The 21730-nt window shown below is 64.9% G+C and carries 17 protein-coding genes; 15 read left to right on the top strand and 2 right to left on the bottom strand.

Annotated elements, in window-relative coordinates; translation table 11 throughout:
• Positions 1 to 139: 139 nt before the first annotated feature.
• Positions 140 to 628 carry a nuclear transport factor 2 family protein gene (locus CH290_RS24080; RefSeq protein ID WP_033189346.1) on the bottom strand — a complete coding sequence of 163 codons (489 nt, stop codon included), beginning with the start codon at positions 626 to 628 and terminating at the stop codon, positions 140 to 142.
• 142 nt (positions 629 to 770) lie between these two features.
• On the opposite strand from CH290_RS24080, the gene CH290_RS24085 reads away from it, so the two are divergent.
• Positions 771 to 1364 carry a TetR/AcrR family transcriptional regulator gene (locus CH290_RS24085; protein ID WP_020111796.1) on the top strand — a complete coding sequence of 198 codons (594 nt, stop codon included), beginning with the start codon at positions 771 to 773 and terminating at the stop codon, positions 1362 to 1364.
• Between the two features lie 290 nt (positions 1365 to 1654).
• On the opposite strand, the gene CH290_RS24090 is transcribed toward CH290_RS24085, so the two are convergent.
• Complete coding sequence (locus CH290_RS24090; protein ID WP_020111797.1) at positions 1655 to 3727, bottom strand: N-acetylmuramoyl-L-alanine amidase; 2073 nt, start codon at positions 3725 to 3727, stop codon at positions 1655 to 1657.
• 193 nt (positions 3728 to 3920) lie between these two features.
• Here CH290_RS24090 and CH290_RS24095 point away from each other — a divergent pair, with 193 nt between their 5' ends.
• The 14 genes from CH290_RS24095 (at position 3921) to fadD32 (ending at position 21712) form a co-directional block, all read left to right on the top strand.
• On the top strand, positions 3921 to 4721 hold the full coding sequence (locus CH290_RS24095) for a cobalt-precorrin-4/precorrin-4 C(11)-methyltransferase (protein WP_033189345.1): 801 nt from the start codon (positions 3921 to 3923) through the stop codon (positions 4719 to 4721).
• Positions 4718 to 5452, top strand: coding sequence for a precorrin-6A synthase (deacetylating) (cobF, locus tag CH290_RS24100; protein ID WP_033189344.1), 735 nt, complete (start codon positions 4718 to 4720; stop codon positions 5450 to 5452). The genes CH290_RS24095 and cobF overlap by 4 nt, the downstream gene beginning before the upstream one ends.
• Before the next feature lie 146 nt (positions 5453 to 5598).
• Entirely contained in the window at positions 5599 to 6858 is a 1260-nt protein-coding gene (glf, locus tag CH290_RS24105; RefSeq protein WP_371828584.1) for a UDP-galactopyranose mutase, read from the top strand.
• Positions 6855 to 8762, top strand: a complete 1908-nt coding sequence (locus CH290_RS24110; RefSeq protein WP_033189342.1) for a glycosyltransferase — start codon at positions 6855 to 6857, stop codon at positions 8760 to 8762. The genes glf and CH290_RS24110 overlap by 4 nt, the downstream gene beginning before the upstream one ends.
• Positions 8740 to 9276: a phosphatase PAP2 family protein gene (locus tag CH290_RS24115; RefSeq protein WP_170947525.1), complete on the top strand. Its 537-nt coding sequence runs from the start codon at positions 8740 to 8742 to the stop codon at positions 9274 to 9276. Before CH290_RS24110 ends, CH290_RS24115 begins: the two co-directional genes overlap by 23 nt.
• The gene (locus CH290_RS24120) at positions 9273 to 10181 is read left to right on the top strand and encodes a decaprenyl-phosphate phosphoribosyltransferase (RefSeq protein WP_019667124.1); all 909 of its coding nucleotides are present in this window, start codon (positions 9273 to 9275) and stop codon (positions 10179 to 10181) included. Before CH290_RS24115 ends, CH290_RS24120 begins: the two co-directional genes overlap by 4 nt.
• Positions 10156 to 12018: an arabinofuranosyltransferase AftB family protein gene (locus tag CH290_RS24125; protein WP_033189341.1), complete on the top strand. Its 1863-nt coding sequence runs from the start codon at positions 10156 to 10158 to the stop codon at positions 12016 to 12018. Before CH290_RS24120 ends, CH290_RS24125 begins: the two co-directional genes overlap by 26 nt.
• A gap of 225 nt (positions 12019 to 12243) precedes the next feature.
• Positions 12244 to 13236, top strand: coding sequence for an alpha/beta hydrolase (locus tag CH290_RS24130; RefSeq protein ID WP_026348133.1), 993 nt, complete (start codon positions 12244 to 12246; stop codon positions 13234 to 13236).
• Between the two features lie 315 nt (positions 13237 to 13551).
• Positions 13552 to 14565 carry an alpha/beta hydrolase gene (locus CH290_RS24135; RefSeq protein WP_027498814.1) on the top strand — a complete coding sequence of 338 codons (1014 nt, stop codon included), beginning with the start codon at positions 13552 to 13554 and terminating at the stop codon, positions 14563 to 14565.
• A 329-nt stretch (positions 14566 to 14894) separates the two neighbouring features.
• Positions 14895 to 16721, top strand: a complete 1827-nt coding sequence (locus CH290_RS24140) for an alpha/beta hydrolase-fold protein (RefSeq protein WP_033189340.1) — start codon at positions 14895 to 14897, stop codon at positions 16719 to 16721.
• Between the two features lie 153 nt (positions 16722 to 16874).
• Complete coding sequence (locus CH290_RS24145) at positions 16875 to 17417, top strand: DUF732 domain-containing protein (protein ID WP_033189339.1); 543 nt, start codon at positions 16875 to 16877, stop codon at positions 17415 to 17417.
• Between the two features lie 11 nt (positions 17418 to 17428).
• On the top strand, positions 17429 to 18397 hold the full coding sequence (locus tag CH290_RS24150) for a cutinase family protein (RefSeq protein WP_019667131.1): 969 nt from the start codon (positions 17429 to 17431) through the stop codon (positions 18395 to 18397).
• Between the two features lie 176 nt (positions 18398 to 18573).
• A complete protein-coding gene (locus CH290_RS24155) occupies positions 18574 to 19593 on the top strand; it encodes an LLM class F420-dependent oxidoreductase (RefSeq protein WP_019667132.1) in 1020 nt (339 codons plus the stop codon).
• A 220-nt stretch (positions 19594 to 19813) separates the two neighbouring features.
• Positions 19814 to 21712 (top strand): long-chain-fatty-acid--AMP ligase FadD32, encoded by a 1899-nt coding sequence (fadD32, locus tag CH290_RS24160; protein ID WP_019667133.1) that lies wholly within the window; start codon positions 19814 to 19816, stop codon positions 21710 to 21712.
• Positions 21713 to 21730: the final 18 nt, after the last annotated feature.

The following is a 21730-nucleotide window of genomic DNA, read 5'->3' on the forward strand; positions in this document are numbered from 1 at the left end:
CACGAATGCGGGTTTCGCCCCCCTGACGGGAGCGAACGTGCCGTTCGGTCACTCCAAGTGACCGAACGGTTCATTCGGTCGCCCTCGCCTTGACGGTTGGCTGGTGCGCGGACGGAGCGGAACGCGGCGCATCAGGAGGTCACAAGCCGAGGTCGGACAGGCTCGGATGCTCCGCCGGTCGCGGTGCATTCCGGTCCCAGAAGAACTTGCGCTCGCTTTCGTCGATCGGCACGTCGTTGATGCTTGCGTGGCGGTGCGTCATCAGGCCGTCCTTGTCGAAGAGCCAATTCTCGTTGCCGTAGGCTCGAAACCATTGACGCGAATCATCCTGATACTCATAGGCGAAGCGGACGGCAATACGGTCGTCACTGTGCGCCCACAGTTCCTTGATGAGGCGGTACTCGTGCTCGTGGTTCCATTTACCGCTAAGGAATTCGACGATCTGCGCACGGCCGGTCACGAAAACGGACCGATTCCGCCAGACGCTGTCGATCGAGTAGGCCAGCGCAACCACCTCGGGATCACGGCTGTTCCAGGCATTTTCGGCCAGCCTGACTTTCTGTACCGCTGATTCGTCGGTGAACGGCGGAACCGGTGGCTTCGTGGTGGTTTCCACATTTGCAGTCATTGATCGTCCTTCGCTTCGAGGGTTGGTCGAGGTGCTCTGCCCATGTAGACAATGCTGTCTACATGGCAAGAACGTACGCCATGTAGACAGGCTTGTCCACATGCATGTGGCGCCGGTGGACAGATTTGTCTACTCTTGCGACGTGAGCATCTCCCAGACTCTTGATCCGCAGGTCGACGTGTCGGCCCTCCCCGCTCGGGAGCGGATACTGGCCACCGCGTATCGGCTGTTCTACCGCGAAGGAATTCGAGCAACCGGAGTGGACAAAGTGATCGCGGAGGCAGGCGTCACAAAGGTGACCTTCTATCGCCACTTCCCAAGCAAAGACACGCTGATCCTGGCGTTCCTGGACCTACGGCATCGGCGTTGGATGGAGTGGTTCGTCGACGCGTTGGACCGCTACGCTGCAGGCAACCGTCGCAGGCCCGTGGTGGTCTCGGCAGTCGAGGAGTGGCTGACCTCGGATACCTTCCGAGGATGCGCCTTCATCAACAGTGTCAACGAGATCGGGGCTGAACTGCCGGAGGTGTACGAGATCGCCACTCGCCACAAGGCCGATATGGTCGGGGCTATCAAAGCGACACTTCCGCCGGGCCCCAACCGAACCCGCGCGGCACAAGCGCTCGCAGTGGCGATCGATGGCGCTGTTGTACAAGCTCAGTGCCAGCTCGACGCCACATCGGCAGTCAAGGCTCTGACGACGATCGCGTCGACGCTGCTGCCGGAAGGCAGGTAGCTGAGCTCCGCCGGTGCATGCGCAGTGAGATGAATTGCCCGATACTTTCGAAATCGGCGGACTTTCGCTGATCGTCGAAGTATCGGGCAATCCATTGCATCGGGCGTGTACGAATGCGGGTTTCGCCCCCCGACGGGAGCGAACGTGGCGTTCGGTCACTCCAAGTGACCGAACGGTTCATTCGGTCATCGGTGGGGTCGGTCATCGGTGGGGTCGGTGGGGGAGGGAGCGGAGATGGGTCGAGCGGCGATTCGGTGGATTCGAATCGCCGCTCGACTGAGGGTGGTGATTTACGGTGCCGGTGCGGGCTCCGGGGCCGGGGCCGGCTCGATCGGGGCTGCGACGGGGTTCTGCATCTGCTGCTCGTAGGTGTCGTTGTAGGTCTTGATGACCGTGGTGACGATGCCGGTGAGCTCGTTGAAGATCAGTGAACCGTTTTCGAAGTCGGTGCGCAGACCCTCGGGGACGCGGTATTCGTCGGTGGTCGGCAAGCCGAGTTCGCCGTTCTCTCCGCCGAGTGCCATGAACTGTTCGAAGATTTTTCCGATCACGGCAACGGCTTGGCCGGCAAGGGAAGTGAAGATGGAGCCGTTGGCGAACTGTGCGGCTTCGCCTCCGCCCTTGACCTGGACGAGGCCGCTGACGGGGGTGCCGAGGGTACCGGTTTCGCCGCCGGATGCCAGCCACTTCTGGGCGATGGGGTTGGAACTGGCGAGGCGAACCAACTCGTCGACAAGTCCTGGAATGTTTTCTCCCAGAGTGCTGCTCGCGTCGGAGGTCGGCAGGGACGAATCCGTGGTGGTGTCGGATTCCGTGTCGGACGGTGCCGGAGCGGTGTCGACGCTTCCTCCGCCGCCGAGGTTCGCGGCGGCGATGTCGCGGATTTCGTCCATCTTGGCGTAGGCGCCGTCACCGGGGCATGCGGTGTTGCCGACGTCGCGGTGCGCGAAGATGACCGGCAGGTCGACGCTCTGGCCCTTGCCGACGAAGGTGAAGTTGGTGCCTTCGCTCGTCATCGTCGTCTCACCGTGTGGGTCGAGACCTGCTTTGCCCAAACGCCATCCGAGGAACTTGCCCACCGAGTCGAGGGTTTCGGTCGACGGTGCTTCGCTGGAGTAGTCGCCCATCATTGCGATGCCCATGGTGTTCTCGTTGAAGCCACCGGCGTGTGCGCCCTGGACGGGACGGTCGAGTCCGCCTGCGCGGCCTTCGAAGATCTGACCGTACTTGTCGACGAGCACGTTGTAGCCGATGTCGCACCAGCCGAGCGTCTGTGCGTGGTAGGCGTAGATCGCCCGCACGATCTCGGCCGATTCGTTCTTGGAGTACTCGTTGCTGCCGGCGGTGTGGTGCACCGTCGCACCGCCGAGGAAGTCGTCGTACGTCGGTGTGGCGCAACGAATCGACTCGTCGGCGCCCCACTGCGACCGCGAGATGACCTTCGGTCCTGCGTTGCCCGCGACCGGAGTCGCGATGTCGGCGAGCGCTGAATCGGCGGGGGAGCTGCCTGGCTGGATCAACACTGCGCTGATGTCGGCCAGTGCGTCCGCCACCGGGGTGTCCTGCTGACGCAGCGGCTTCGAAACCGATGCCGGGGTGTATCCCAGCTCCTGTTCCGGTGCTGGTGCCGCCGCGGGTGCGGGGGCAGGTGCAGCGTCGGGTGCCGGCGCAGCGGGAGTGGCAGGCGGTGTCAGAAGAAGCTGAACGGCTTTCGTGGCTCCGACGAAGATGGGCTCGGTGCCCTTCTTGTCCGGCTCGGCCGCGACGTCGCTGGCTGCGGTGTCGATCGGCTCGGTTGCGATCCACGGACCCCAGGACCCGTCGTCGAGCTGGCGACGAACCTGCGCGACGGCACCGTCCACGGCTGTCGACGTCAACGCGACCATGCTGAACGGATCGTCCTGACGCAGTTCCTTCACGACCGCTCCGAGCGGGGCGCCCGGGTCGTCGCCGGCCGGGAGTTCAGCAGGCGGGGCGATCGGGGCCGCGACGTCGTTGCGGCCCGGCACCGGCGCCTGGGCCGACGGGCTCGTCGGGGACGGCACGGTGATGCCGGGGATTTCGGGAATCTGGATCGGCGGGATGGTGATGTTGTCCGGAAGCGGCAGGTACTTCAGATCGGACAGGCGCAGGTCGGGCAACGGCAGACCCGTCAGTTCCTGCAGAGGAACGACGATGTCCGGTGCCGCAGTCAGTGCTGTTTCGACGATCTTGGTCGGCACGGTCACAGGGGTGGTCTCGTTTGCCGATCGAACATCGGTGGACGCGGAGTCGCCGGAAATGCTGTAGACCGCCACGGGACTCGCGACGGCCAGCAAGGCGACAGCGCCGAGAACGATCGACGGCTTCGTTCGACGGTGCAAGGCGGTACTCCCTGGTTGTTGGTGCGTGCCTGTCCGACACGATTCGAACAGGCTTGCGAATTGCTTCGAGGTTGACTACTCTTCTGTCACAGGAGTCACATCAACCTCATCCGACACAAGGCTAAACCTTAGCTTGAGAGTTAGCCACCTCATGGATTGACCGGCCCACGGCGCGTCGGCATAGGTTTGTTCCGTGACTGTTCACTTCATCGGCGCAGGACCGGGCGCGGCAGATCTGCTGACGCTGCGAGCCGTCGAGCATCTACGCACCAGCCCGGTATGCGTTTATGCAGGTACCTACGTAGACGACGCGATTCTGGACCACTGCCCTCCGGGCGCGCGGAAAGTCGATACCGCGAAGCTCGACCTGGACCGGATCACCGCGGAACTCGTCGGTGCGCACGAGCGCGGCCAAGACGTCGCACGGCTGTGCTCGGGTGATCCATCTCTCTACTCGGCGCTCGCCGAGCAGTCCGCGCGTCTCGACGAAGCGGGTGTTCCGTGGGACGTCACGCCTGGCGTGCCCGCGTACGCGGCTGCTGCGGCCGAGTTGCGCGTCGAGCTCACGGTCCCGGAAGTAGCCCAGTCGGTGGTGTTGACGCGAGCTCATGCCCGTTCGACGGCGATGCCCGACGGCGAGAAGCTGGCCGCGTTCGCCGCGACCGGGTCGACGCTCGTGCTGCATCTAGGGATCACTCGCACGAGGCAGCTCGCCGACGAGTTGACGGGGTACTACGGTGCCGACTGCCCGGCCGTCGTCGTCTTCCACGCCAGCAAGCCGGACCAGCTGACGTTGACGGGCACCCTCGCGGACATCGCGGATCAGGTCGACGCCGCCGGATTGAGACAAGCAGCGGTGATTCTGGTCGGCCCGGCCCTCGGCCGCACGCCCGGACGGGAACGACCCGAAAGGCCAGGAGTGGAGCCTGCGGAACGACCCGAGAGGCTTGCTGTGGAGTCTCATTTGTACGACGCGAATCGAGCCAGGACATGAAGGCCCATCTCGTCGGTGTCGGTGGAGGGCATCCGAATCAGGTGACGGTGCAGGCGATCGAGAAGCTCCAGCAGGTGGATGTCTTTCTCGTTGCCGACAAGGGCGACGGCGTCGGCGATCTGGCCGAGGCGCGGACGGAGATTCTGCGGCGCCATGTGACGGGGGACTACCGCGTCGTTCAGGTGCCGGACCCGGCGCGGGATCGGAAGCCGAGTGACTACGGCACGGCGGTGACCGACTGGCACGAGGCCCGGGCGCGCGCGTACCGGGAGGTCCTGGACGGCCTGCCGTCGGACACTGTCGTGGGTTTTCTGGTGTGGGGTGACCCGTCGCTCTACGACAGCACCATTCGTGTCGCCGAGCAGTTGGGCGTGGAGTTCGACGTCACGCCGGGTGTGAGCAGTGTGTCGATGCTGGCGGCGTCGCATCGCATCGTGCTGAACCGCATCGGTGGACCGATCGTGATCACCACGGGCCGGGCTTTGCAGAAGGACGTCGCGGCGGGTGCGGACAATCTCGTCGTGATGCTCGACGGCGGCTTGGCCTGCCGGGAGTTGGTCGGATCGCGGCCATGGGACATCTACTGGGGTGCCAACCTGGGAACGGAAGATGAAAAGTTGGTGGCGGGCGTTCTCGACGACGTCATCGACGAGATCGCGTCGATCCGGGCCGAGCTGAAGGCTAGACACGGCTGGGTGATGGATATCTACGTACTGCGTGCTCGGCGCTGACGAGTACCTGCGGAGCCTGCAGGAGTGACCATGGGAGGCCGGGAGCGGAGCCTGCAGGAGTGACCATGGGAGGCCGGGAGCGGAGCCTGCAGGAGTGACCATGGGAGGCCGGGAGCGGAGCCTGCAGGAGTGACCATGGGAAGTGAATGCTCCGCTGTCGGATACCCTGGTTGCCCGTGACTGCTGTAAGCCCTGAGCCCACCTCATCCGATGCATCCGTGACCGGCCGATTCGACCTGATCGTCGTCGGATCGGGGTTCTTCGGCCTGACCGTGGCGGAGCGTGCAGCGTCCCAGTTGGGCAAGCGCGTGCTCGTGTTGGATCGTCGCCACCACCTGGGCGGTAATGCCTATTCGGAGGCGGAGCCGGAGACGGGTATCGAGATCCACAAGTACGGTGCCCACTTGTTCCACACGTCGAACAAGCGTGTGTGGGAGTACGTGAACGAATTCACGGAGTTCACGAGCTATCAGCACCGTGTGTTCGCGATGCACAAGGGCCAGTCGTACCAGTTCCCGATGGGGCTGGGCCTTATTTCTCAGTTCTTCGGCAAGTACTACTCGCCGGCGGAGGCTCGCGCTCTCATCGAGGAGCAGTCCAGCGAGTTCGACGCGAAGGATGCGCAGAACCTCGAGGAGAAGGCGATCTCGCTGATCGGTCGCCCCCTGTACGAGGCGTTCATCCGCGATTACACGGCCAAGCAGTGGCAGACCGACCCGAAGAATTTGCCGGCAGGCAACATCACGCGTTTGCCGGTGCGCTACAACTTCGACAATCGCTACTTCAACGACACCTACGAGGGTCTTCCCGTCGACGGTTACACCGCGTGGCTCGAGAACATGGCGGCCAGTGACCTCATCGAGGTTCGCTTGAACACCGATTGGTTCGACGTCCGCGAGGAACTGACGAAGGAAAGCCCGGACGCGCCGACCGTCTACACTGGCCCGCTGGATGCGTACTTCGACTACTCCGAAGGTGAACTCGGATGGCGCACACTCGATTTCGAGACCGAGGTGCTGCCGACGGGTGACTTCCAGGGAACGCCGGTGATGAACTACAACGACGGCGACGTCGGCTACACCCGTATCCACGAGTTCCGTCACTTCCACCCCGAGCGGGAGTACCCGGCCGACAAGACGGTCATCATGCGCGAGTTCTCTCGGTTCGCCGAGAGCGGCGACGAGCCGTACTACCCCATCAACACCCCCGACGACCGGCAGAAGCTCGAGGCCTACCGGAACCGCGCCAAGGCGGAAACCGCGTCGAACAAGGTGCTGTTCGGTGGCCGGCTCGGCACCTACCAGTACCTGGACATGCACATGGCCATCGCCAGCGCGCTGAACCTGTACGACAACACGCTCGCACCGCATTTCGAGACCGGTGCGTCGCTGGCGGGGGACAAATGACTGCCAAACATCTGCTCGACGACGGAATCGCCGACGTAGCAACTGTTCTCGGCAAATCACTGCTGCAGCGGATTCTGCTGCCGCGGTCCGGGGAGCCGCTCGACGTACGCACCCTGTACCTCGAAGAAGCCAAAACCAATGCCCGACGGGCACACTCGGTCTCGCGTACGTCCGTCGCCATCGGTGCGGAGTCCGAGGTGTCCTTCGCGACGTACTTCAACGCGTTCCCGGCGAGCTACTGGCGTCGCTACAGCATCCTGAAGTCCGTCGTGCTGCGTGTCGAGGTTTCCGGGCACTGCCGAGTCGACGTCTACCGGTCCAAAGCCGATGCGTCTCGCATTCACGTCGAAGGTCGCGAAGTGACCCCGAGTGACGCGGCGCAGGAATTCGAGATCGACCTCGGTCCGTTCGAGGACGGTGGCTGGATCTGGTTCGACATCACCTCCGACTCCGAGGTCGTTCTCGAGAGCGCCGGCTGGTACGCGCCGATCGACGCACCGGGTGAGGCGAGCGTCGCCGTCGGCATCCCGACGTTCAACCGTCCCACCGACGCCGTGAAAGCCCTTGTCGCGCTTGGCTCGGACCCGCTGGTTCTCGACGTCGTCGAGGCCGTCATCATGCCGGATCAGGGCACCCGCAAGGCCAAGGACGAGCCCGGGTTCGACGAGGCCGCAGCCGGTCTCGGCGGCAAGTTGGCGGTCCACGATCAAGCGAACCTCGGTGGCTCCGGCGGATACAGCCGCATCATGTACGAGGCGTTGAAGAACACGTCGGCGCAGCACATCCTGTTCATGGACGACGACATCGAGATCGAGCCGGACTCGATTCTGCGTGCGCTCGCGATGTCGCGGTTCGCCAAGGTCCCCACCCTGGTCGGCGGTCAGATGCTGAACCTGCAGGCGCGCAGTCACCTGCACGTCATGGGTGAAGTGATCAACCGCGGCAACTTCATGTGGACCGGCGCTCAGAACGTGGAGTACGACCACGATTTCTCCGAGGACCCGCTGCGCTCGTCGAAGCTGCTGCATCGCCGCATCGACGTCGACTACAACGGCTGGTGGATGTGCATGATCCCCCGCGTCGTCGCCGAGGAGATCGGCCAGCCGCTGCCGCTGTTCATCAAGTGGGACGACGCTGAATACGGTTTGCGTGCAAGGGAAGCCGGATATCCGACGGTCACCTTGCCGGGTGCCGCGATCTGGCACATGGCGTGGAGCGACAAGGACGACGCCATCGACTGGCAGGCGTACTTCCACCTCCGCAACCGCCTGGTGGTCGCCGCGCTGCACGCTCCGGGCAACGGACGCGGCATCGTGGTCGACACCGTCAAGGCGACCGTCAAGCACCTGCTGTGCCTGGAGTACTCCACCGTCGCGATCCAGAACAAGGCGATCCGCGACTTCCTCGCCGGACCCGAGCACATCCTCGACATCCTCCCCACGTCGCTCGGCGAGGTGCACGCACTGCGCAAGACCTATCCCGACGCCGTCGTCGTCGGATCCTCGACGGAACTGCCGCACGCATCCGGTGAGGAAGTCGGAGCCGTCGGCGAGCCGAAGAACCCGCTCGCGAAGGTCAAGCGCCTCGCGTCGGGACTGCTGCACAATGTCCGGCCCGCACACGAGCGGCACCACGAGCGCCCGCAGCTCAATGTCCCGACACTCGACGCTCGCTGGTTCCTGCTGTCGCAGGTGGACGGCGTCACCGTCACCACCGCCGACGGGCGAGGGGTCGTCTACCGCCAGCGCGACCGAGACAAGGCAGCAGCGCTGCTGAAGGAAGCGATGTCGCTGCGAGCCGAGTTGTCGCGCCGGTTCCCCGAACTGAAGGGTCGCTACCGCGACGCCGTCCCTCACCTCACCAGTAAGGAAACCTGGGAACGTGTCTTTCGTTACGAGGCGTAAGAACCAGCCCGAATCCGCCGCCGAGGTGCGCGTCCTGTCGGCGATCCAGTCGACGATCGGTGCACAGCCCGGCGTGGTGTCGGTCGCGAGGGGCATGTCCCACTTCGGCGAGCACGCACTCGGTTGGGTGGCTGTGGCAGGCATCGGCGCCGTCGCCGATCCCGGGCGGCGCAGGCAGTGGGCGGGAGTGGCCGTCGGAGCAGTCGGCGCGCACGCCGCGTCGATAGTCGTCAAGCGCATCATCAGGCGCCCTCGTCCCAACGATCCGTCGGTGAAGATCAACGTGTCGACACCGAGCAAGCTCAGCTTCCCGTCCTCGCACGCCACGTCGACCACAGCAGCCGCCGTGTTGCTCGGTCGGTTGACGGGGCTACCCTTGCCTGCGGTCCTGGTACCGCCGATGTTGCTGTCGCGGCTGGTGCTCGGCGTGCATTACCCCACAGATGTTCTTGCAGGATCTGCGCTCGGCGCTTTGTCTGCAGCCGCAGTGTGCAAGTTCGAAGGAGACAAATGAGCGAGGAAGCCACCGCCGTCGGAGCGCCACCGAAGAATCTGCTCGACGGTGTGATCAAGGCGCTTCGTCCACGTCAGTGGGTCAAGAACGTTCTCGTTCTCGCGGCGCCGCTCGCCGCTGGTTCGGTGACGCAGGCCGATGTGCTGGCGCCGGTCGCGCTGGCGTTCGTCGTGTTCTGCCTCGCGGCGTCGGGTGTCTACCTCGTCAACGACGCGATGGACGTCGAAGCCGACCGGGCCCACCCCACCAAGCGTTTCCGTCCGATCGCGGCGGGTGTCCTTCCGGTCAACCTCGCGTACGCGATGGCTGTGGTGTGCCTGGGCGGTGCGATCGGCCTGTCGTTCATCGCCAACTGGAAGCTCGCGCTGGTCATCGGCGTCTACATCGCGATCCAGCTGGCGTACTGCTTCGGCCTCAAGCATCAGGCCGTGCTGGACATCTGCATCGTGTCGTCCGGCTTCCTGCTGCGCGCGATCGCCGGTGGCGTCGCCGCGTCGATTCCGCTGTCGCAGTGGTTCCTGTTGATCATGGCGTTCGGCTCGCTGTTCATGGCCGCAGGCAAGCGCTACGCCGAGCTTCAGCTCGCGGAGAGCACCGGCGCGAAGATCCGCAAGTCTCTCGAGAACTACACCACCACCTACCTTCGCTTCGTCTGGACGCTCTCCGCCACGGCAGTCGTGATTTGCTATGGACTGTGGGCCTTCGAACAAGACGCCGAGACGAACACGAACTGGTTCGCCATCTCGATGATTCCGTTCACGATCGCGATCCTGCGCTACGCGGTGGATGTCGACGGTGGGCAGGCCGGTGAGCCCGAAGAGATCGCGCTCGGCGACAGGGTGCTGCAGGTGCTGGCTCTTGCGTGGATCGGAGTAGTCGGTGTCGCTGTATACGTCGCCGGCTGAGGTAGATCAGCAGGCTTCACGCGGGGGCCTGACGAGCAAGGCGATCTTCGCCGTCGGCGTCATCGTGACGTCGGTGCTCTTTTTCATCGGGGCCTGGGAACGGCGCTGGATCGCCGACGACGGGCTGATCGTCCTCCGCACGGTGCGCAACCTGTTGGCGGGCAACGGGCCGGTGTTCAACGCAGGCGAACGCGTCGAGACGAACACGAGCACCATCTGGACCTACCTGGTGTACGCGGGCAGTTGGCTCAGCGAGGTGCGCCTCGAGTACGTGGTGCTCACGATCGCGCTCGTCCTGTCGACTGCAGCCGTCGCAGTGGCCATGATCGGAACGTTCACGCTGCATCGCGCCGGTCGCTGGACCGGCGGCATCACCGCGTTCCTTCCGGCCGGGGTGCTCGTCTACATCGCGGTTCCTCCGGCACGTGATTTCGCGACGTCCGGGCTCGAGACCTGCCTGGTGATCTTCTGGATCGCCGTGCTGTGGCTGCTGATGGTGCGCTGGGCGACTCGGGACACCAGCACCGTGGGCGTGCTGTTCCTGGCGTTCTGGGCCGGTCTCGGCCCGCTGGTGCGTCCGGAGCTGGTGATCCTGTCCGGTCTGTCGCTCGTCATGATCTTCCTGGCCCGGCAGAGCTGGCCGAGTCGCGTCCTCGTCTTCGCTGTCGCGGGTGCGACGCCGGTGCTGTACCAGATCTGGCGGATGGGCTACTACGGTCTGCCGTATCCCAACACCGCGGTGTCCAAGGACGCAGGCGGAGCCAAGTGGGCGCAGGGGTTCGACTACCTGTGGAACCTGCTCGGCCCGTACATGCTGTGGCTCCCACTGATCCTTCTCCTGCTCGCGGGTGTGGTGTCCTCGTCGCGCCCGACGGTTCCGCGCACCATCCGTGACGCGCAGGGTTGGCTCCGCAGCCCGACGGCCGTCGTCGTGTTCGTTCTGGTGGGTGGCGTGCTGTCGCTGGTCTACGCGGTGCGCGTCGGCGGCGACTTCATGCACGGACGGACCCTGTTGCCCGCCCTCTTCACCCTTCTGCTGCCGGTGGCGGTCGTTCCGCTCCGAGTCCCGACGAGCATGTCCGACGTCCGTCAGGTGGTCGTCTTCGCCGTCGGAGGTCTCGTGTGGGTCACGACGGTCGTGTGGGCGTTCTTCGCGGCGAACACGACGGGTATGCCCGAGGGCTCGATCGTCGGAAGATCCGGCATCGTCGACGAGCGTGCGTTCTACGCGCTCAACACCGGTCATGCGCATCCGATCCTGGCGTCGGACTACCTGGACTACCCACGCATGCGCGCCATGGTCGAAGCCATCGACAACACCCCGGACGGCGGTCTGCTGCTGCCGAGCGCACAGTTCACCTACTGGGATGTCGTACCGCCACCGTTGCCGATTCCTCCCGGCGGCGCCGGCCACACGGTGTTCTTCCTCAACTTGGGCATGACCAGCATGAACGTCGGCCTCGACGTTCGGGTGATCGACCAGATGGGTCTGGCGTACCCGCTGGCGTCGCACACCGAGAGGTTGGAGAACGGCCGCATCGGTCACGACAAGAACCTGTACCCGGACTGGGTCGTCGCGGATCTCGGAATGGTCGGAGAGCACCCGTATCTACCGTGGTACATGGACGAGGACTGGGTGACGCAGGCTCGCGTCGCGTTGTCCTGCGCGGACACGCGGGAGCTCATCGCGTCGTACCGGGCGCCGTTGACGAAGGAATTGTTCGTTCGCAACATCAAGCGGTCGCTGTTCTACGCCGGATATCGATTCGATCGCGTTCCGGAATACGAAATACAACGATGTGGTTTGGAGCCTCCGATTCTGGAAGGTCACAATTAGTCGATCGGGTCGCGTCGCAATCCGTTCGTCGCCAAGATGGGATATCTCATTTCGGTAACGGACAGCGCCTCACGGACGATGTATGCGAAAGATATGTGTGACTGCCCCTGGTCTGTCGGCCGGGTCAGCGCTCTCGATGAGCGTCGATGGAGGGGCATGACCGCCGAAACGGGTGTTACGTGCAGTGACTGCGCGGTTCACCGACACTGCTGAGAGGTCGAATGCATGCTGGGTAGAACGAAGAAGGGTGCCGGGGGGCGCCTCCGCCGGATAGCTACATCTCTGGTGATGGCTGTTGCACTGCCGCTCGGTCTGGCCGTGGTCGGAACAGGTGCGACCGCCAGCGCCGCGTTCGATCCCGGTGCCCAGGATTTCTGGACCGATTCGAGCATGGGCCCGATCAAGAGCAGGATCTGGCGTGCGGCCGACGGCAACACCGACCGCGTCGTCTACTTGCTGGACGGACTCCGCGCCACCAACGACATCTCCGGTTGGGAGCACGAGACCGACGCAGGTGCCTACCTTGCGTCGTGGAACATCAACGTCGTTCAGCCTGTCGGTGGACAGTCCAGCTTCTACTCGGACTGGTACGCGCCCTCGAACTTCAACGGTCAGAAGTCCACGTACAAGTGGGAGACCTTCCTGACGCAGAACCTGCGCAACAACCTGCGGGACCGTCTCGGGTTCAATCCCAACCGCAACGGCGTCGTCGGCATCTCCATGGGCGGAAGCGCGGCGTTGACGCTGGCGGCGTACCACCCGGATCAGTTCTCCTACGCGGGTTCGCTGTCCGGTTACCTGAACATCTCGGCACCCGGAATGCGCGAGGCCATGCGAGTGGCGCTGCTGGATTCCGGTCGCTACAACATCGACGCCATGTGGGGTCCTCCGTGGGATCCGGCGTGGCTGCGCAACGACCCGTTCGTCTTCGCTCCGCGTCTGCGTGACAACGGCACCCGAGTGTGGGTCTTCGCAGGTAGTGGTCTGCCCGGTGGTCTCGACCGCCCGCGCAGCTTCATCGACTACTACAACACCGGCAATGCAATGGGCCTCGAGGCGATCGCACTGGCGAACAGCCGCGCGTTCCAGATTCGCATGGCGAGCATCGGTGCGAACAATGTCACATATGCGTTCCCTGCCGTCGGCACCCACCAGTGGGGCTACTGGCAGGAGCAGGCGCACATCATGGCACCGGATCTCAGCGCGAACATCGGCTGATTCTGCCCGCTCGACACCCGCAGGCCACCTTGTTTTGTGAGAAATCACTGGTTTGACAGGGTGGCCTGCGGCGGTCGCGCGGGATAGTGTCACAGTCTGATATCGCCCTCGAAGCAAGCGCGAGATGCAGATCACAGTTTTGCTTCGGGGCGAAGGAGTGGAATAACCTCCCTTCGGTGCGTATGTCCACTGGACGTGTGCGCTTCACAACTTCATACCCAGTACTACGGCCCGACGGGGCCGAAGACAGCCCTGTTGGAATGCCGGGGGCCGCAGATCGCGGAGACCGCAGCAGAACGAGAGAGAGCACGATCCATGCGATTTTCCGGCCCCTCGAACAAACCGAGTGTGACCAAACGATGGCGGCAGCGACTGCTCGGACTCGGCGCAGCAGCGCTGGTCCTTCCTCTCGCAGCCGGTGTCGTCGGTGGAGCAGCAGCAGTTGCAGCGCCCACCGCGGTCGTGCACAAGGCTCCTGCCGGTGGACGTGAAGATCTCTGGGTACCGTCCGAAATGGGGCCGATCAAGGTCCAGGTCCAGTGGGCCGCTCGCGGTGGCAACGCCGCCCTCTACTTGCTCGACGGCCTCCGCGCCCGCGACGATCGCAACGCGTGGACCTTCGAGACCAACGCCCAGGACCAGTTCGCAGGCGACGACGTCACCCTCGTCATGCCGGTCGGTGGCCAGGCCAGCTTCTACAGCGACTGGTACGCGGCGTCGAACCTCAACGGCCAGGAAGTCACCTACAAGTGGGAGACGTTCCTGACGCAGGATCTGCCTGCCTTCCTCGAGGGCTATGGAGTCTCGCGCTCCAACAACGCCGTTCTGGGAATCTCCATGGGCGGCTCGGCTGCACTGACGCTGGCCGCGTACCACCGCGATCAGTTCAAGTTCGCCGGCTCGTTCTCCGGTTACCTCAACATCTCCGCTCCCGGCATGCGTGAAGCCATTCGTGTCGCGATGCTGAGCCAGTCCTGGTTCAACGTCGACTCCATGTGGGGACCTCCGTGGAGCCCGGCATGGCTGCGCAACGATCCGTTCGTGTTCGCTCCCGAGCTTCGTGGACTGTCGCTGTACGTCTCCGCCGCATCGGGTCTGCCCGGTGAGTTCGACAAGCCGCGCGCCCCGATCGACTTCTACAACACCGCGAACGGCATGGCACTGGAAGCTCTCGCACTGGCCAACAGCCGCGCATTCCAGGTCCGCCTGGCAACGCTCGGAATCCCGGCTACCTTCAGCTTCCCGGGCAACGGCATTCACAGCTGGCCCTACTGGTCCGCCGAGCTGTTCAAGGCTCGTGGCCAGATCCTCGAGGCTCTGAACGCCTGACCTGTGCTTCTCTCGCCGATGCCGTCCTGCCGTGCGCAGGGCGGCATCGGTGCGTTTCCGGCCTCGATCAGCAGTGTCGTCGGGATCTCGACGATTCCTGATTCACAATTGCACCATCAGTCACAGCGAGCCTCGGCCTGACCGACGCACTTCGCGTGTAGAAAGACTTGAGAACTACAAGTCTGCGACTCATGCGTTCGGTGCGGACTTGATCAGGTAAGAGAAAGAGAGTCACCACCATGCGTACTGGGTCCAACAGGTTCGGCCGGGGTCGAACGGCCGGAACGGCGGCCTGGCAAGCAAAATCCACGAAAGCAGGAGCTCGCCGGATGGCGACGGCTGCAGTCGTCGCTGCTGCGCTGATCTCCCCGTTCGGAGCCGCAGGCACCGCTCAGGCCGCGCCGACGGCCCTGACCGCGCCGTCGCAGACTCAGGCCCCGTCCGGTGCGAGCGTCACGGCCGTCGACTGGCTGTCCGACCGCCGCGTGGCCCTCTGGATCGACTCCCCGTCGATGGGAACGCCCATCCAGGTTCAGCTCCTGCTCGCTCGTGACTGGAACATCAACCCCCAGGCGACGTTCCCGTCGGTGTGGATGCTCGACGGTCTGCGTGCCACCGACATGGAGAACGGCTGGACCGCCGAGACCGACGCGGAGTCCTACTTCGCGGACAAGAACGTCAACGTCGTCCTGCCGGTCGGTGGACAGTCGAGTTTCTACTCGGACTGGGTGGACCAGGACAACGGCAAGAACTACCAGTGGGAGACGTTCCTGACCAAGGAACTCCCGCCGATTCTCGAAAGCAGCTGGCGCACCAACCAGACCCGCGGCGTCGTGGGCCTGTCGATGGGCGGCACCGCTGCGATGTTCCTCGCTGCTCGTAACGAAGGCTTCTTCAAGTTCGCCGGGTCGCTCTCCGGAATGCTGACGACCACGACCCTCGGAATGCCGCAGGCAATCCAGTACGCGATGGCGGACGCCGGTGGTTTCGACTCCAAGGCGATGTGGGGCGCACCGTCGAACGACTTGTGGGCACAACATGATCCGTACCTTCTCGCGGAGAAGCTGAAGGGCGTGAGCCTGTACGTCTCGAGCGGCAACGGCGTTGCCGGACCGTACGATCCGCCGTCGGGCATCCCCGGCGTCAGCTCCAACTACGCCGGCATGGGCCTCGAGATCCTGTCCCGCCTGACGTCGCAGACGTTCGCGACCAAGCTCAACAAACTCGGCATCCCCGCTCAGGTGGTCTACCGCCCGTCGGGACTGCACACCTGGGAGTACTGGGAGTTCGAGCTCAAGCAACTGTGGCCGCAGCTCGCGAGCGCGCTCGACGTCGAGGCGGACAAGCCGTCGTGCAGCGTCGCCGGAGCAATCGGAAACGCCGCGGGAGCGAACTCCTGGCTGGGCGACTGCCTGACGGCGGAGTACAACGTCGCGGGTGGCCGTGCACAGGACTTCCGGTTCGGTCGCGTGTTCTTCAGCCAGGACACCGGCGCTCAGGTCGTTGCCGGAGCAATCGGCGGTAACTACCAGGGTTCGGGTGGGCCTGCGGGTCCCCTCGGCTTCCCGAAGACCGGTGAGTTCGGAACCCCCGACGGCCGCGGACGAGCCAATGCTTTCCAGAACGGCATGGTCTACTTCACGCCGCAGACCGGCGCGCACGCCGTACGAGGAGCCATCCTCGACGAATGGGCGCGCCAGGGCTACGAGGCCGGGCCGCTCGGCTACCCGGTGCTCGACGAGGTCGCCACACCGTCGAAGCCCGGCGCGGTCCAGGGATTCGAGATCGGTGCGATGTACTGGAACCCTGATCTCGGTACGCATTCCGTGCAGGGCATGATCCTCGGAAAGTACGGCCAGATCGGGTGGGAGAACGGGCCACTCGGCTTCCCGAAGACCAGCGAGCTCGGCCCGATCAGGGACGGCGGCAGGTTCAACGAGTTCGAGGGCGGCAACATCTACTGGAGCCCCCTGACCGGCGCCTGGGCAATCCGCAACGGCGAGATTTTCGACGCGTGGAAGAGCGTCGGCTACGAAGCCGGCCGGCTGGGCTACGTCACGAGCGATCAGTTCGAGATGGACGGCGGCGGAATCCAGCAGAACTTCCAGTTCGGCATCATCACCGTCAAGGACGGCAAGGTGACCATCGCGCCGTGACGTCGCGGCACGTCGGCTCCTGCAGGGTCCCTCAGAGTTCTCTCAGTGGCCGTCGGTAGCGTCTCGGTTTGTCGTCGTCCGTCCGGCCGCCCGGTCGTGAACCCATCGACCTCCGGGTCATGGTCCCAACGAAACGTCGAAGGACTCTCCATCATGCGCACTTCTCTTTCCCGGACACTGTCCCTGGCGGTACTGAGCGTCGCCGCGGGCGGCCTGCTCGTCGCCTGCGGTAGCGACGACTCCACCGCGACCGGGTCACCGTCCACGTCGTCGACCACCACGGCGGCGGAGACGACCAGCGCGGAGGCAACCTCGTCGCAGGAGACGTCGAGTGCGGCTCCGACGACCAGCCCCGGCGATGCGGCGACCGCACCGCCGGAGCAGCCGCAGCCGGTGCCCGAGGGATTCCCCGGGCCGACGGAGGCACCCGTCGACGCGCGGGGCCAGGCGTTCCTCGACGAGCTCGAGAAGCAGGGCGTCACAGTTGCGGGCAACGGTGAGATCGCGATCTCGACGGCGTCGTACATCTGCTCCGCCCAGTCCCAGGGCGTGCCCGCCGACGAGATCGCGACGTTCGTGACCGCCAACGTCGGTGTGGAGGCGAGTGCCGCCGGCACCCAGGTGTCCGCGGAGCAGGCAGGTGAGACCGCGCAGGTCTACATCGCGTCCGCTCAGAACACCATCTGCAAGGCCTGACGGACACGTCGATGGCCAATCGAACGAAGCGCAAGAGAAGGCTGCTGCCGAAGCTGCTCGCAGTGGTGGTCGTTCTCGGGCTGATCGTCGTAGCCCTGTGGTACCTGCTGGCCGGACGTCTCCCGAAGGAGATCCCGTCGCCTCTGCCGGGGCCAGGGCCCGATCAGCCGCAGTCGCAGCCCGCCGATTGCGCCGACGTCGCGGTCATCGCGATTCCGGGAACGTGGGAGTCGGCCGTCGGCGACGATCCGTACAACCCGACGGCCAACCCGGCGTCGCTGATGCTGAACGTGACCCGCCCGCTGCAGGAACAGTTCGATCCGTCGCGGGCGAGCGTGTACACGGTTCCGTACGTCGCCCAGTTCTCCAACCCGATCGCGTTCCCACCGGACGGGCAACAGTCCTACAACAACAGCAGGACCGAAGGCACCGCCGCGGCCAGAGCCGAACTGGCTCGCGTCAGCGATCGCTGCCCGTTGACGAGCTACGTTCTCGCCGGCTTCTCCCAGGGTGCGGTCATCGCCGGGGACATCGCCGCCGACATCGGTGCGGGCAACGGCCCCGTCGCCGCGGACAAGGTCCTCGGTGTCACGTTGATCGCCGACGGTAGGCGCGACGGCACGTCGGGAACAGATATCGGACCGCCCGTCGACGGCGTCGGTGCCGAGGTCGCGCTCGGTGGTCTCGACCTTCCGGGAATCACGATGACGGGTGCGCGTCCGGACGGTTTCGGAGCGTTGAACGACCGCGTGAATCAGATCTGCGCGGCGGGCGACCTCATCTGTGCGGCACCCTCGGAAGGGTTGTCGCTGCGCAACATTCCGCAGAGCATCGGCATCCTCGCGGGTGCGGCAGGCAACCCGGTCCACGCGTCGTACAACTCGTTCGTCGTCGACGATGCAGGCACGACGTCGACGCAGTGGACGGCGGGCTGGGCGGCCGGGTTGATCTCGTCGGCGCCGGAGATTCCGCACTCCTGATGCACCCCGTGTAGTTCTCACAAGGTCGCCTCGGGGCACCTGAGGAATACGCACAAAGGTGGTCCCGGCGTACCCCGCGAAGTGTATTCCCATGTCGTGAGCAGATAGAGTGGCGCCTTGGACCAGCTGGCGATTGGCGCTGGGCACCGAAGATGACCGCACGAGGAGACCTATACATGTGTTCTGCCCAGGCCCCCGATCTGCCCGCAGAAGGGCACGTCACGGCACTGCGCAAGTTCCGATTCGCGGCAGGCGGAGAAGGCAACGCGGAGGAGGGCGGGGCGCGTAAGTTCGTCAAGCTGGCTCAGCAGGCGGAGGAGCTCGGGTACGACAGCTTCATGATCCCCGATCACCTGGGCAACCAGGTCGGGCCGATCGCTGCGCTGGGCGCCCTGGCCGTCGCGACCGACAAGATCAGGCTCGGTACGGCTGTCCTCGCCAACGGTTTCCGGCATCCGGCGATTCTCGCCAAGGACGCCGCCACCATCGACGTGCTGTCCGGCGGTCGCCTCGAGCTCGGTCTCGGCGCGGGCTGGATGCGCGACGAGTACGACAAGGCGGGCATCCAGTACGACAAGCCCGGTATCCGCATCGAGAAGCTGGAGGAGAGCCTCGAGATCCTCGACACCTTGCTGCGCGGCAAGGAGTGCAACTTCGAGGGCAAGCACTTCCAGATCTCCGGACTCAAGGGCAGCCCTCGTCCGCGGCAGGGACCTCGTCCTCCCATCTGTGTCGGTGGCGGCGGCCCTCGCATGCTCGCGCTCGCGGCCAAGTACGCGGACATCATCTCGGTGGTTCCGGCCAGCACGAAGGAAGGCAAGCTCAAGCTCTCCGGTATGACGCTCGAGCAGACCCTCGAACGCGTCGAGCTCATTCGCGCAGCAGCCGGGGATCGCTTCGACGAGATCGAACTGAACTGGGCCATCACGACCATCGTCGTCACCGACGATCGCGAGCAGATGGCGGAGATGGCGCTCGCCGCATTGGACAACGGATATCCGCCCAACGTCGACGTGGACGTGAAGCTGAGCGTCGAGGACATCCTGACGTCGCCGTACCTCGCATTCGGGACATACGAGGAGATCGCAGATCAAATCCGTAACGTTCGCGCGAAAACGACGATGTCCTATGTCGGGGTTTTCCCCACTCAGATGGAAGCGTTCGCTCCGGTCATCGACCTGTTGAAAGGCGAGTGACCGAAGGACGTGTCTTCCGGGCATGCGCCGCCGTTTCGGAGGAGCATGACGAAGACAGCAAGTATTTGCCGTGAGGCAAGCTACCAGCTAGTAATATTCACGCAGTTCGGGTGCGAGTCGTGAGTGAAAAGGAAGTCGGGGCGCGGGCCGAAAGAGCTCCGGGGCGCCAGCTTCGGGAAGCGCAATCGCAGCGGACACCGTCGGAGGAGAAACGAACACCATGAGCCACACATTCGATGACTACATCGATGAGAACGGCCACATCACCATCGCCGAAGGCAAGACGCTCGTCCGCCACGTCGAGGTGAACGTCGCCGAGAACGCCGACACTCTTGCCTATCGGTTCATGGATTACTCCCGCGAACGTGACGGTGAAGCACACGAGCTCACCTGGGTCGAGTTCGGCAAGCGTCTTCGCGCGGTGGCAGCACGGCTGCAGCAGGTCACCCAGCCCGGTGATCGCGTCGCAATTCTTGCTCCGCAGGGCCTCGACTACGTCGTCGCATTCTTCGGCGCCATCTACGCAGGCACCATCGCCGTGCCGCTGTTCGACCCCGACGAGCCCGGTCACACCGACCGTCTGCACGCGGTCCTCGGCGACTGCAGCCCTACCGCGATCCTGACGGCCACCAACTCCGCGGCCGGTGTCCGCGCCTTCTTCCGCGCACTCCCCGCCAAGGAGCGCCCCCGCGTCATCGCTGTCGACGCCATCCCGGACAGCGTCGGCGAGACCTGGGTCGAGCCCGCCGCCAAGCTCGACGACATCGCGTACCTGCAGTACACCTCCGGCTCCACCCGCGTCCCCGCAGGCGTGGAGATCACGCACCGCGCGGTCGGCGTCAATGCGCTGCAGATGGTCGACAGCATGGAGATCAACGAGGACTCGCGCGGCGTCACGTGGCTGCCGATGTTCCACGACATGGGCCTGCTGACGGTCATCCTGCCCGCGCTGGGCGGCAAGTACATCACCATCATGAGCCCCCGCGCGTTCGTGCAGCGGCCGTGGCGCTGGATCAAGGAACTCGCCGCGGTCTCCGACGGTGCAGGCACCTTCGCTGCCGCCCCGAACTTCGCGTTCGAGCACGCTGCGCAGCGCGGACTGCCGAAGAACGGCGAGAAGCTCGACCTCTCCAACGTCATCGGCCTCATCAACGGCAGCGAGCCGGTCACCACCACGTCGATGAAGAAGTTCAACGACGCGTTCGGCCCGTACGGCCTGCCGAAGTCGGCCATCAAGCCGTCCTACGGCATGGCCGAGGCGACGTTGTTCGTCTCCACCAGCAAGCATGCCGACGAGGCCAAGGTCGTCTACGTCGACCGCACCGAGCTCAACGCAGGCAACTTCGTCGTCGTCGACGCCGACGCCCCGGGCGCGATTCCGCAGGTCTCGACCGGCACCGTCGCTCGTAGTCAGTGGGCAGCGATCGTCGACTCGGACTCCGCGACCGAACAGGCCGACGACCACGTCGGCGAGATCTGGCTTCACGGCGAGAACATCGGTCAGGGCTACTGGGGTCGCGACACCGAGACCACGGAGACGTTCCACAACAAGCTCGTCAGCCGCATCGCGACCGGCTCGCACGCCGACGGTGCCCCGGACGGCGCCAACTGGATGCGTACCGGAGACTTCGGCGTCTACCACGACGGCGAGCTGTACATCACCGGCCGCGTCAAGGACCTCGTCATCGTCGACGGCCGCAATCATTACCCGCAGGACCTCGAGTTCTCGGCGCAGGAATCCAGCAAGGCACTGCGCCCCGGTTTCGTCGCCGCCTTCTCGGTCCCGCTCAACCAGCTCCCGGACATCGTCTTCGACTTCAGCGGCTCTGCGCTGACGAAGGATCCCGAGGACGGCGCCGAGCAACTCGTCATCGTCGCCGAGCGCGCCCCGGGCGCGGGCAAGGCAGATCCGCAGCCCATCGCCGACGAGGTCCGCGCCGCCATCTCGGCACGGCACGGCGTCACCGTCCGCGACGTACTGCTCGTCCCGGCCGGATCCATCCCCCGCACCTCCAGCGGCAAGATCGCCCGCCGCGCCTGCAAGGCCGCCTACATCGAGGGCACCCTGCGCGGCGGCTACCAGCAGCAGGCCTTCCCCGACGCGGAACTGCCGGACTGACGTCTTCGGATCGGGTCC

The sequence above is a fragment of the Rhodococcus sp. 06-156-4 genome (genome assembly GCF_002259345.1).
Classification (GTDB): domain Bacteria; phylum Actinomycetota; class Actinomycetes; order Mycobacteriales; family Mycobacteriaceae; genus Rhodococcoides; species Rhodococcoides fascians_E.